Genomic DNA, 11,728 nt, shown 5'->3' with positions numbered 1-11,728 from the left:
CCTCAGCTCAGGGCAGGGTCCACTTCTGGTTGGCGCCGGTGTGGCAGGTCCACAGGTGCACCGCCTGACCGTCGGCCGGATTGTTGCCCGACACGTCCAGGCACTTGCCGGTCTGCGGGTTCTTCAGCGTGCCGTCCGCCTGGGCCGACCAGTTCTGCGCACCCGTGCCGTTGCACGTCCACAACTGGATCTTCGTCCCGTCCGCCGACGCGCCACCCGAGACGTCCAGGCACTTGCCCAGCGCCTTCACCGTCGAGTTCGGCGTCACCGTCCACGCCTGCGCCGCCGAGCCGTTGCAGCCGTAGATCTGGATCTGGGTGCCGTCGGCCGTGGCGCTGTTGCGCACGTCCAGGCACTTGCCGCCCAGGCCCCGGATCGGGCCGACGCCGCCGCTGCCTCCGGATCTGACCAGGGTGAAGTCGTCCACGTCGAAGAGGCCCGTGCCCGAGCCGGTGAAGGTCAGGTAGAGGTCCCGGGTGCCGGACGGCACCCCGGACAGGGCGGTCGTGACGTCGGCGAAGGTCGTCCAGCTCCCCGTGTTCGGCACGGCGACGGAGCCGAGCACGGTGCCGGTCGTGGACCCGGTACGCACCTGGATGGTGCCGCCCGGCCCACCGGAGACCACCCGCGCCCGCAGGGACGTCACGCCGGTCAGGTCGAGCCCGGCGTACGCGGCCCAGTCGCCCGGGTCGATGTGCCCGAGGGTCTGCCCGCCGTTGGCGCCGGTCTTGGCGAACGGGGCGACCCCGCCGGCCGAGCTGAACGCCTCCGCCTGGACGGTGGTGTTCCCGCCCGGCGGGTTGACACCGAGTTCCTTGATCCGGATGTTGCGGAACGAGGCGTCGTCGCCGGTGCCGTGGTTCTGCAGCCCGATGTGGCCGGCGAGCGAGCGGACCGGGTCCGTGTTGGTGAAGTCGTTGATCTTCACTCCGTTCAGGAAGACCTGGAGGCGCTCGCCCTCGACGAGCAGTTCGTAGGTGTTCCACTCCCCCGGCGGGTTGAGCGCCGCGTCCCGGGCGGCGATGTCGGCGGACTTGAAGGTGTAGACCGCGCCGGTGGTGCGGTCCGCCGCGTCGGTGGCGTCGATCTGGATCTCGTAGCCGTTGTTCACCGCCGACCAGGGATCGCTGGAGGCCGGGAAGCCGATGAAGACGCCGGAGTTGTCGTCGCCGGCGAGCCGCCAGTCCAGCTTCAGCGAGTAGTTGGTGAACTGCTTCGCGCTGTACCAGTACAGGCCCATCCCGCCGACCGAGGTGAGGGTGGCGTCGGCGTTGCTGAAGCTGCCCGGCCCGGCCTGGGACCAGCCGGTCGTGGAGCCGTTGTAGAGCGCCGTGTAGCCGGTCTCGGGCCGGCAGTCGGCCTTGGCCCGGCCGGCCGCGTACCGGATGCCGCCGAGCAGGTGGGCGCGGAACGCCGGCTCGGCGTACGACGCCTGGGTGTGCCCGCCGCCGGTGTAGAAGGACCGACCGCCGCTGTAGGCCTTGCACCAGGAGTGCGGGTGGTCGGCGCCCATCGAGCCGCCCGTGTAGGAGGACTCGTCGAGGGTGGCCAGCACCCGGGCCGTGGACCGGGCGTTGGTCTGGTAGTTGTACCACTCGTCGGTGCGGGTCCAGGTCTGCGGCAGGTGCGCCGTCGCCGGGTGCGCCCGGTTCTCCGCCTTGACGTTCGCCTGCTGGATGTGCGGGTGCGAGGCGAAGTACGCCCCGACCAGGTTGCCGTAGAAGGACCAGCCGTACTCGGTGTCGGCGGCGGCGTGCACGCCGACGTACCCGCCGCCGGCGCCGATGTACGACTCGAAGGCGCTCTGCTGCGCGCCGTCGAGCACGTCGCCGGTGGTGTTGAGGAAGACCACCGCCTCGTAGCGGGACAGGTTGGCGGTGGTGAACTGGGCGGCATCCTCGGTGGCGGTGACGGTGAAGTTGTTGGCCGCGCCGAGGTCGCGGATCGCCTGGGTGCCGACCGCGATGGAGTCGTGCCGGAAGCCGGCCGTCTTCGAGAAGACCAGCACGTCGTACGGGGCGTCGGCGGCGCTGGCGGGGGTGGCCGGGGTGGTGCAGGCGAGGACGGCGAGGACGGCGGTGGCCGCGCCGAGCAGGGGTCGGAGGAGTCTGCGCATGTCGCTCTCCAATGCCGGGGCTGTCGAGGGGCCTGCCGGGGCGGGGAGGGGCACGCGGCCCCTCCCCGCCTCAGCTCAGGGCAGGGTCCACTTCTGGTTGGCGCCGGTGTGGCAGGTCCACAGGTGCACCGCCTGACCGTCGGCCGGATTGTTGCCGGAGACGTCCAGGCACTTGCCGGTCTGCGGGTTCTTCAGCGTGCCGTCCGCCTGGGCCGACCAGTTCTGCGCGCCGGTGCCGTTGCAGCCGTACAGCTGGATCTTCGTGCCGTCGGCGGACCCGCCGCCGGAGATGTCCAGGCACTTGCCCAGCGCCTTCACGGTCGAGTTCGGCGTCACCGTCCACGCCTGCGCCGCCGAGCCGTTGCAGCCGTAGATCTGGATCTGGGTGCCGTCGGCCGTGGCGGCGTTGCGCACGTCCAGGCACTTGCCGCCGAGCCCGACGACCGGGCCGGTGCGGACCGCCGAGCCGGTGGTGAAGGCGAACGTGTCCACGTCGTAGAGGGCGCCGGTGCCCGTGCCGGCGAAGGTCAGGTAGAGCGTGCCGGTGCTGGCCGGCGCCCCGGAGATGCTGCCGCTGACCGTGGTGAACGTGTCCCAGGCGCCGGTGACCGGGACGGTCGCGGAGCCGAGCACGGTGCCGGTGGGCGAGCCGACCCGCACCTGGAGGGTCCCGCCGGCGCCGGCCGAGGAGACCCGGGCGCTGAACGAGGTCACGTTGTCGATCCGGTACGGCTCGAACGCGATCCAGTCGCCGTTGTTGATGTCGCCGACGGTCTTGCCGCCCTCGGCGGTGCCCTTGTCGAAGGTGCCGACGCCGGAGGAGGTCTTGAAGTGCTCCGCCTGGCGCTTGCGCGGCTGGAGGGTGTGCTGCTTGTGCGTGGTCAGCCCGCCGGCGTCGGTGTACTCGGCGTCGAAGATGGCGAAGATGTTCGCCGCGTCGTCGTGTTCGCCGTCGACGGGGATGGTGATCGAGCCCGAGCAGCCGTTCTTCGAGGTGATCTGGTGGCCGTGGCTGTCGTGGCCCAGCACGTAGGTCATCTTGACCTTGGTGCAGTCGATGGCGCCGTCCTCCGGGTCGGTCACGGTGATGCTGAACGGCACGGTGTCGCCGTAGCTGAACAGCTGGCCGTTGGCCGGGCTGTTGATGGTGACCGTGGGCGCGGTGTTGCCGACGCCGATCTGCACGTTCGCCGTGCCGGTGGCACCCTGGGGGTCGCGGACGGTCAACGTCACCCGGTAGGTGCCGTTGGCGGTGTACGTCTTGCTGGGGTTGGCCGCCGTCGAGCTGGTGCCGTCGCCGAAGGCCCAGGAGTACGTGAGCGCCCCGCCGTCGGGGTCGCTGGACCCGGCCGAGGAGAAGTTCACGGTCAGCGGGGCCGCGCCCGAGGTCTTGTCGGCCGTGGCGACGGCGGTCGGCGCCCGGTTGCCGCCGGCGATGTAGTCGTAGCGGTAGAGCGCCGAGTTGGCGTCGCCGTTGAAGTAGCCGGTGCCGTAGTCGAGGATGTAGAGCGCGCCCTCGGGCCCGAACGCCATGTCCATGATCTGCTTGCCGTTCCACGGGAACGTGTCGATGCCGCCCGGTGAGCCGTCGGTGTTGAGGTGGATCGGCTTGACCCAGCCCCGGCCGAGTTCGCCGGCGAAGAACTGCCCGTCGAAGGACTGCGGGAACTTGGTGGTGGAGTTCAGCGCGGCGTCGTACCGGTAGACGGGGCCGGCCATCGGCGACTCGGAGCCGCCGCCGAACTCGGGCGGGGTGCCGGCGTCGCCGGCGTACCGGATCCAGGCCGGCTTCGCGCCGGGCAGGGTGGGCAGGCCCGTGTTACGGAACGAGTTGTTGCCCGGCCCGCCGACGCAGTTGAACTTCGCCCCGGCGGTCCCGGCGGCGAAGTCCCACTCGGCGTACGTCTCGGTGGCGGTGTTGGTGCCGGTGCAGTACGGCCAGCCGTAGTTGCCGGGCCCGGTGACCCGGTTGAACTCGACCTGGCCGCTCGGCCCCCGGGCGCTGGTGGTGCCGGCGTCCGGGCCGTAGTCGCCGACGTGGACGATGCCGGTGGCCCGGTCGACGCTCATCCGGAACGGGTTGCGGAAGCCCATCGCGTAGATCTCGGGGCGGGTCCTCGCGTCCGAGTCGACGAACATGTTTCCCGCCGGGATCGAGTACGTGCCGTTGGCGTTCACCTTGATCCGCAGGATCTTGCCGCGCAGGTCGTTGGTGTTGGCCGCGCTGCGCTGCGCGTCGTACGCGGGGTTGCGGTTGGTGCGCTCGTCGATGGGCGCGTACCCGGCCGAGTCGAACGGGTTGGTGTCGTCGCCGGTGGAGAGGTAGAGGTTGCCGGCGGCGTCGAAGTCGATGTCGCCGCCGACGTGGCAGCACATGCCCCGGTCGGCGGGCACGTCGAGGATGTCGACCTTGCTGGTGGTGTTGATCGTGAAGTCGGCGTTGAGGGTGAACCGGGAGAGCCGGTTGACGCCCTGCCAGGCCGAGAAGTCGCTGCCGGTCGCCGGCGCGTCGCCCGCCGGGGTGGACAGCGGCGGCGCGTAGTAGAGGTAGATGTGCCGGTTGCTGGCGAAGTTCGGGTCGGCCCCGACGCCCTGCAACCCCTCCTCGTCGTGGGTGTAGACGGCCACCGTGCCGATCACTGAGGTGGTGCCGGCGGAGTCCGTACGCCGGACGGTGCCGTTGCGGGCGGTGTGCAGGACCGACCGGTCCGGCAGCACCGCGATCGTCATGGGTTCGCCGACCTCGGCGACGCCCTTGGCGAGGGTGACCTGCTGGAAGTCGGTGCCGACGATGGGGTGGGCCTGGGCCGGGGTGGGGCCGCCCAGCGTGGCCGGGCCGGCGCCGAGGGCGACGGTGCCGGCGGTGGCGGCCAGCAGCAGCGCCGAGGCGGCGCAGAGCCGTCGTCGGAGCCGGTGGATGGGGGTGTCCTGGGTGGACATCGTGGGGTGCCGTCCCTTCCTGACGAGTGACTGCCAGGGCGGGCGCGCGCCGTCGCGCCGGTTGCCGTAGCGGGGATGCGGTCGGCCCGCCGGGTGCCGTGCCCGGCCGGCCGTGACCTGCGAGAGACGGGGTGGACCCCGTCGTTCGGAGGTCACCAGTCGATGGGTTCCCGCGCCGCCGGTTCACCTCGACGAAACACATTCGTGATGGCCCGACATTAAATGGCCTGCATCGATGTGTCCATACCTTCCGCCCAATCGGCACCAACTTTCGTCAATCCCGTCGAAAGTCGCCGCGGGGCGGTACGGGGGGCGGCTCAGCGGGGACGGTCGACGGCCTGCGCGGCGAGGGCGGTCAGGGCGGCGCGGGCCTCGGCGGTCACCGGGGCCGACGCCAGGGCCGCCAGCGCGGCCTCGGCCCGCACGCGGATCATCCCCTCGATCCGCTCGCGGGCCCCGGTGGCCTCGATGATCTTCCGCAGCTCGTCGGCGCCGTCGCCGTCCAGCGCCGGGTTGCCGAACAGCTCCCGCAGCCGCGCGGCCTGCGCCCGGTCGGCGGCGCCACGGGCCAGCGCCATCATCACCGTCGGCTTGCCCTCGCGCAGGTCGTCCAGGACCGACTTGCCGGTGACCGCCGGGTCCCCGAAGACCCCCAGCACGTCGTCGCGCAGCTGGAACGCGTCGCCCAACGGGTCGCCGAACTCGGCCAGCGCGGCGAGAATTTCCGCTCCGGCCCCGGCCAGCGTCGCCCCGATCTGCAACGGCCGGGTGACCGTGTAGCGGGCCGCCTTCATCCGCACCACGGTCAGCGCGCTCGCCACCGACCCGTCGCCCACTCCCGAAACCAGGTCCAGGTACTCCCCGGCGATCACCTCGGTACGCATCAGCGCGTAGACCGCGTACCCCCGGTGCACCCGCCCGGGCTCCAGGCCGCACTCGTGGAACATCTGGTCGGACCAGGCGGCGCAGAGGTCGCCGCAGAGCAGGGCGGTGTTGCGCCCGTACGCCTCGGGGTCGCCCCGCCAGGCCGAGCGGGCGTGCAGGTCGGCGAAGAGCCGGTGCACCGACGGCCCACCCCGGCGGCGGTCGCTGCCGTCCAGGATGTCGTCGTGGATCAGCGCGAACGCGTGGAACAGCTCCAGCGCGGCGGCGGCCGCCACGATCGGGGCGCCGTCCGCGCCGCCCGCGCCCCGCCAGCCCCAGTAGCAGAAGAGCGGACGCAGCCGCTTGCCGCCGGCCAGCACGAACCGGTGCAGCGCGGTGAAGACGCCCCGGGGCGCACCGTCCGGCCAGTCCTGGCCCTGCCGGGCGAGGAAGTCGGCGAGCGCGGCGTCGAACCGGGTCCGCAGCCCGCCCGTGTCGGTCGCGGCGTCGACGGTCACGGCCCCTCCCCGGTCCGCCGACCCGTCGCCGGGGTGGGCGGCGCGACCGACGGCGGCGCGACGCCACGCGGCGGCGGGACCGCGCCGAAGGCCGGTGGCGCGACCGCGCCGGGAGCCGGGGACGCCAGCCCCGCCAGCTCCAGCAACAGGGCCTTGACCTCGGTCGCGGCGACCCGGCCCCGGGCGGCGGACGCATCGGAGCAGAGCAGCACCGGCCCGTCGGCCGGGTCTGCGGGGAGCCGCCCGTGCGACCCCCGCACCGCCCGGGCGCCGGCGTCCAGCCCCACCACGCCCATCAGGTAGCGCAGCCCGAGCTTCTTGCGGGCCAGCGCCAAGGCGGCCCGCCGCTTCGCCGCGCCCGGCGCGGCCGGGTCGAAGAACAGCTCGGCGGGGTCGTACCCCGGCTTCCGGTGGATCTCCACCAGCCTGGCGAAGTCGGGCGCGCGGGCGTCGTCGAGCCAGTAGTAGTAGGTGAACCAGGCGTCCGGCGCGGCGACGAGCACCAGCTCCCCGGCGCGCGGGTGGTCCAGCCCGTACGCGGCCCGGCCGTCGGCGTCGAGCACCTCGGCCACCCCGGGCAGCCCGGCGCAGAGCGCCGCCACCGCCGGCACGTCGGCCGGGTCGCGGACGTAGACGTGCGCCACCTGGTGGTCGGCCACCGCGAAGGCCCGCGAGGTCCACGGGTCGAGGTACTCCATGCCGGCCTGGGTGTGCACCCGCAGCAGCCCCTCGGCGCGCAGCAGCCGGTTGACGTCGACCGGGCGGGAGACGTCGGTGATGCCGTACTCGGAGAGCACCACCACGGTGGCGTCGCGGGCGCGGGCGGCGTCCAGCAGCGGCCCGAGCACCCCGTCCAGCTCGGCCGCCGCGGCGGCGGCCCGGGGCGACGAGGGGCCGTGGCGTTGCAGGTCGTAGTCGAGGTGCGGGACGTAGACCAGGGTCAGGTCCGGGGACTGCTCGGCGAGGATCAGCTCGGCGGCCCGGCAGATCCACGCCGACGACGTCAGCCCGGCGCCCGGTCCCCAGTAGCTGAACAGCGGGAAGGTGCCCAGCCGGTCGGTGAGGTCGTCGTGCAGCTCCGGCGGGTCGGTGTAGCAGTCCGGCTCCTTGCGCCCGTCCGCGCGGTAGACGGGGCGCGGGGTGACCGTCCAGTCCACGTCGGCGCCCATGGCGTACCACCAGCAGACGTTGGCGACCGTGAAGCCCGGCTCGACGCGGCGGGCCGCCTGCCACAGCTTCTCGCCGCCGACCAGGGCGTGGTGCTGCCGCCAGAGCAGCACCTCGCCGAGGTCGCGGAAGTACCACCCGTTGCCGACGACGCCGTGCCCGGCCGGGAGCGCCCCGGTGAGGAACGTCGACTGCACCGGGCAGGTCAGCGCGGGCAGCACCGTGCCGAGTTCGGCGCGGAAGCCGGCGTCGGCGACCGCGCGCAGCCGGGGCATGTGCGCCAGCAGCCGAGGGGTCAGCCCCACCACGTCCAGCACCACCAGCCGCCTGCTCATGCCGTCACCCCGCTGCGCCCGGCGTCGCCGTGCGACAGCTGATCCGTTGGCGTCAGGCCCAGGGCGACCAGCTCGGCGCGGGCGAAGGCCAGCTCCGCGGCGATGCCGGCGGCCAGCTCCGCGGCGGTGCGCGGGCGCCGCGCGGCCGGCAGCACCCCCCAGGTGTACGTCTCGACGTCGAGGTGGTCGCAGCCCGGTCCGGGCCCGGCGTAGAGCGCGGCCAGCGCGGCGCGCAGCACCGGCAGGGTGGAGCCCAGCGGCGGCTCGGGCGGGGCGTGCAGCGGCACGTGGTAGTGCACCCGCCACGGCCCGGGCAGCCGCGCGGCCAGGGCGGCGTCCAGGTCGTCGGCGGCGTGGGCGGGGTCGGCCGGGTCCGCCGCGCCCGCGCAGCCGGCGGCGCGGGTCTGGTGCAGGAAGCGCGGCTCCACCCAGCGGCGCAGCGCCGCCGTCGCCCCGGCGGGGGCCTCGATGGCGGCCGAGACCTGCACCTTCACCACCGGCAGGCCGGCCGTGCGCAGCCGGCGCAGCGCGTCGGCCGGCTCCTCCCAGGCGCAGGCGAGGTGGGCGAGGTCCAGGCAGACGCCGAGCCGGTCGGTGTCCAGGCCGGACAGGGCCGCGACGGCCTGGCCGGTGCTCTCCACCACGCAGCCCGGCTCCGGCTCGAAGCCGACCCGCACCGGCCGGCCCGTCTCCCGCTCGACGGCCGCGAGACCGGCCGCGAGCTGGTCGAGGCGGCGGCGGGCGGCGTCCGCGCGGGCGGCGTCCCAGGGTCGCCGCCAGGCCAGCGGCAGGGTGGAGACCGAGCCCCGGGCCGCATCGTCGGGCAGCAGGTCGGCCAGCACCCGGGCCAGGTCCAGGGTGTACGCGAGCCGCTCGGGCGTGGTCCAGTCCGGCTGGTAGACGTCGCCCTTGACGACGGGCGCCTGGAAGGCCGCGTACGGGAAGCCGTTGAGGGTGACCACCTCCAGCCCCCGGGCGGTCAGCCCCGCGCGCAGCCGGCGACGGGCGGCCGGGTCGGCGGCCAGCTCGGCGGCGACCGGGGCGGCCAGCCACAGCCCGAGGCCGAGCAGGTCCGCGCCGAGCGCCTCGCGTACGGGCACGGCGTGGGTGTCCAGCTGGCGCACGATGCCGGCGAGGTCCTCGGCGGGGTGCACGTTCGTGCAGTAGCCGAGGTGGACGGTGTCGCCGCCGGCGTGCCGCAGCCGCATCAGCTGCCGCCGCGCAGGATCGAGTTGCCCGCCCAGGTGCCGTCCGCCGCGTCGACGTCCAGGTCCGTCAGGTCGAGCCGCCCCGACTGGCCGTAGAACTCGACCGGGTTGCGCCACAGCACCCGGTCCACGTCGTCGTCGGTGAAGCCGGCCAGCAGCATCGCCTCCCCGGTGGCCCGGGTGAGCAGCGGGTCCGAGCGCCCCCAGTCCGCCGCCGAGTTGACCAGCACCCGCTCGGTCCCGTACGCCCGCAGCAGCTCCACCATGCGCGGCGGCGACATCTTGGTGTCGGGATAGATGGAGAAGCCCAGCCAGCAGCCGGTGTCGCGGACCAGCCCCACCGTCACCTCGTTGAGGTGGTCGAGCACCACCCGGCCCGGCGCGACGCCGGACTCGGCGACCACGGCGAGGCTGCGTTCGACGCCCCGGACCTTGTCCCGGTGCGGGGTGTGCACCAGGGCCGGCAGGTCGTGCGTCACGGCCAGGGCGAGCTGGGCGGCGAACGCCTCGTCCTCCTCGGGGGTCATCGAGTCGTAGCCGATCTCGCCGACCGCCACCACGGCGTCCTTGTCGAGGTAGCGCGGCAGCAGGTCCAGCACCGGGCGGCAGCGCGGGTCGTTGGCCTCCTTCGGGTTCAGCGCGACGGTGGCGTGGTGGCGGATGCCGAACTGCCCGGCCCGGAACGGCTCCCAGCCGACCAGGGAGTCGAAGTAGTCGGCGAAGGAGGCGGCGCTGGTGCGGGGCTGACCGAGCCAGAACGCCGGCTCCACCACCGCCCGCACGCCGGCGGCGGCCATCCGCTCGTAGTCGTCGGTGGTCCGCGAGGTCATGTGGATGTGCGGGTCGAAGATGCGCATCACGCCTCCTGGTTCGCGCGCAGCCGGGTGAGCAGGTCGGTCGCGTCCGCCGGCAGGACGCGCCCGGCGGCCTGCCGCTCGGCGGCCAGCGCGGCGAGCATCTCCGCGAGTTCGCCGTCGGCGCGGGCGTCGAGGTCGTGCACCACGGCCAGCGGCACGCCGGTGAAGACGCACTTGAGCACCGCCTGCCGCCAGGCCGCCGCGTCGAGGTGCCGGGCGTACGGGCCGAGGGCGGCGGTCAGCAGCCGGGTGTCGTTGGTGCGGATCGCGTCGTGCAGCAGCGGCACCCCCGCCGCGCCGACCGGCAGCAGCGGCAGGGCCTTGAGCACGGCGCGCTTCTCGGCGGCGTCGCCCTGCCGGTAGCGGGTCTGCGCGTGCGTGGCGTGCTCGCCCGGCAGCGCGGCCAGCAGCAGGGCCCGGGCCGCCTCGTCGGCGCTCCAGCCGGGCGCGGCGGGCAGCGGTGCCCGGCCGCAGCGCCGCCCGGCGGCCGGGAAGAGGCGGTCGATCGCCGCCGGTTCGGCCGCCACCCGCCGCAGCGCCGCGTCGAGCCAGTCGGGATCGGGTACGCCCCGCAGCGCGGCCCGCAGTGAATCCGGTGTCATCCCGTCTCCTCTCTCGTGCTGCCGACGTGGCCCCGTCACCGTTCCGGTCGCGCCGCTTCCTTTCCGGTGGCACCCGGTCCCGGTCGCGCCGCCTCCTTCGCGGCGGCGCGCAGGAAGTCGAGGGAGCGGGCCGCGACGGCGGGGGCGGCGTGCGAGTGCCGGGGCAGCTCCACGGCGACCAGGCCCCGGTAGCCGGCGTCGCCCAGGGCGCGCAGCACGGGCGGGAAGTCGATCTCGCCGGTGCCGAACTCCAGGTGCTCGTGCACGCCCCGGCGCATGTCGTCGATCTGCACGTTGACCAGGTGCGCGCCCACCTCGCGCACGCAGTCGGGGACCGGTCGCGGCTCCAGGCAGCGGCAGTGGCCGATGTCGAGGGTGATGCCGAAGCGGGCCGGGTCGCCCAGGGCGCCACGCAGCCGACGCCAGCCGGCGATGTCCTCGACCAGCATGCCCGGCTCCGGCTCGAAGCCGAGGGTCGTCCCGGCCGCCTCGGCGGCGTCGAGGACCGTCGCGCAGCCGGCGACCAGCCGGTCCCAGGCGGTCGCCGGTTCGACGTTCTCCGGCCGGACGCCCGCCCAGAACGAGACGGCCTCCGCGCCCAGGTCGGCGCCGATCCGGACGGCCCGGCGCAGGAACTCGACGCGGCGCGCCGGGTCGTCGTGCAGCAGCGTCGGGGCGTGCTTGTGCCACGGGTCGAGCAGGTAGCGGGCGCCGGTCTCGACGACCACGGCGAGGTCGAGCGCCGCGAGCCGGCGGGCGACGGCGGCCACCCGACGGGCCAGCGCGGGCGCGAACGGGTCGAGGTGGTCGTGGTCCAGGGTGAGCGCCACGCCCCGGTAGCCAAGGTCGGCGACGACGGCGAGCGCGTCGCTGAGCCGGTGGTTGGCGAACCCGTTGGTCCCGTAGCCGAAGCGCGGGCCGTCGCCCTGCGGGGGAATCCGTGGGGCGGTCACGTCGGGGAGACCTTCCGGGCCAGCCGGCCGCCGAGCGGCACGGCCGCGGCCACCGCCAGCCCCAGCAGCCCGGCCCCGGCGCGCGCGGCGAGGGCGCCCTGCAGCGCGGGCAGGCCCGTGATCCCCGCTCCCACCGCCGCCCGCACCCGGCCGGCGCGGGGGTCGGCC

Annotated in this window: 8 protein-coding genes; all 8 read right to left on the bottom strand. The window is 74.4% G+C overall.

Annotation, left to right across the window (positions count from 1 at the left end):
• Window positions 1-7: 7 nt before the first annotated feature.
• The 8 genes from V6U77_RS11340 to V6U77_RS11305 all read right to left on the bottom strand — a co-directional run bounded on the left by V6U77_RS11340 (window position 8) and on the right by V6U77_RS11305 (window position 11,560).
• Complete coding sequence (locus V6U77_RS11340; RefSeq protein WP_334606229.1) at window positions 8-2,116, bottom strand: ThuA domain-containing protein; 2,109 nt, start codon at window positions 2,114-2,116, stop codon at window positions 8-10.
• 75 nt (window positions 2,117-2,191) lie between these two features.
• Window positions 2,192-5,056: a PQQ-dependent sugar dehydrogenase gene (locus V6U77_RS11335; RefSeq protein ID WP_334606228.1), complete on the bottom strand. Its 2,865-nt coding sequence runs from the start codon at window positions 5,054-5,056 to the stop codon at window positions 2,192-2,194.
• Window positions 5,057-5,373: 317 nt separating this feature from the next.
• Window positions 5,374-6,438 carry a polyprenyl synthetase family protein gene (locus V6U77_RS11330; RefSeq protein ID WP_334606227.1) on the bottom strand — a complete coding sequence of 355 codons (1,065 nt, stop codon included), beginning with the start codon at window positions 6,436-6,438 and terminating at the stop codon, window positions 5,374-5,376.
• A complete protein-coding gene (locus tag V6U77_RS11325) occupies window positions 6,435-7,940 on the bottom strand; it encodes an alkaline phosphatase family protein (RefSeq protein WP_334606226.1) in 1,506 nt (501 codons plus the stop codon). Before V6U77_RS11325 ends, V6U77_RS11330 begins: the two co-directional genes overlap by 4 nt.
• Window positions 7,937-9,148, bottom strand: a complete 1,212-nt coding sequence (gene eboE / locus V6U77_RS11320) for a metabolite traffic protein EboE (protein WP_334606225.1) — start codon at window positions 9,146-9,148, stop codon at window positions 7,937-7,939. Before eboE ends, V6U77_RS11325 begins: the two co-directional genes overlap by 4 nt.
• Complete coding sequence (locus V6U77_RS11315; RefSeq protein ID WP_334606224.1) at window positions 9,148-10,005, bottom strand: TatD family hydrolase; 858 nt, start codon at window positions 10,003-10,005, stop codon at window positions 9,148-9,150. Before V6U77_RS11315 ends, eboE begins: the two co-directional genes overlap by 1 nt.
• Entirely contained in the window at window positions 10,005-10,607 is a 603-nt protein-coding gene (locus tag V6U77_RS11310; RefSeq protein WP_334606223.1) for an EboA domain-containing protein, read from the bottom strand. The genes V6U77_RS11315 and V6U77_RS11310 overlap by 1 nt, the downstream gene beginning before the upstream one ends.
• A 35-nt stretch (window positions 10,608-10,642) precedes the next feature.
• Window positions 10,643-11,560, bottom strand: coding sequence for a sugar phosphate isomerase/epimerase family protein (locus V6U77_RS11305; protein WP_334606222.1), 918 nt, complete (start codon window positions 11,558-11,560; stop codon window positions 10,643-10,645).
• Between the last annotated feature and the right edge of the window lie 168 nt (window positions 11,561-11,728).

Source organism: Micromonospora sp. CPCC 205546 (assembly GCF_036902715.1).
In the GTDB taxonomy this organism is placed as follows: Bacteria; Actinomycetota; Actinomycetes; order Mycobacteriales; family Micromonosporaceae; genus Micromonospora.
The sequence above is the reverse complement of the archived record's forward strand: the minus strand, read 5'-3'. Positions and strand labels throughout refer to the sequence as shown.

Coding starts and splice junctions, on each gene's coding strand:
- eboE (WP_334606225.1), bottom strand. CDS start 9,148: ATGCGGCTGCGGCACGCCGGCGGCGACACCGTCCACCTCGGCTACTGC.
- V6U77_RS11325 (WP_334606226.1), bottom strand. CDS start 7,940: ATGAGCAGGCGGCTGGTGGTGCTGGACGTGGTGGGGCTGACCCCTCGG.
- V6U77_RS11310 (WP_334606223.1), bottom strand. CDS start 10,607: ATGACACCGGATTCACTGCGGGCCGCGCTGCGGGGCGTACCCGATCCC.
- V6U77_RS11335 (WP_334606228.1), bottom strand. CDS start 5,056: ATGTCCACCCAGGACACCCCCATCCACCGGCTCCGACGACGGCTCTGC.
- V6U77_RS11340 (WP_334606229.1), bottom strand. CDS start 2,116: ATGCGCAGACTCCTCCGACCCCTGCTCGGCGCGGCCACCGCCGTCCTC.
- V6U77_RS11315 (WP_334606224.1), bottom strand. CDS start 10,005: ATGCGCATCTTCGACCCGCACATCCACATGACCTCGCGGACCACCGAC.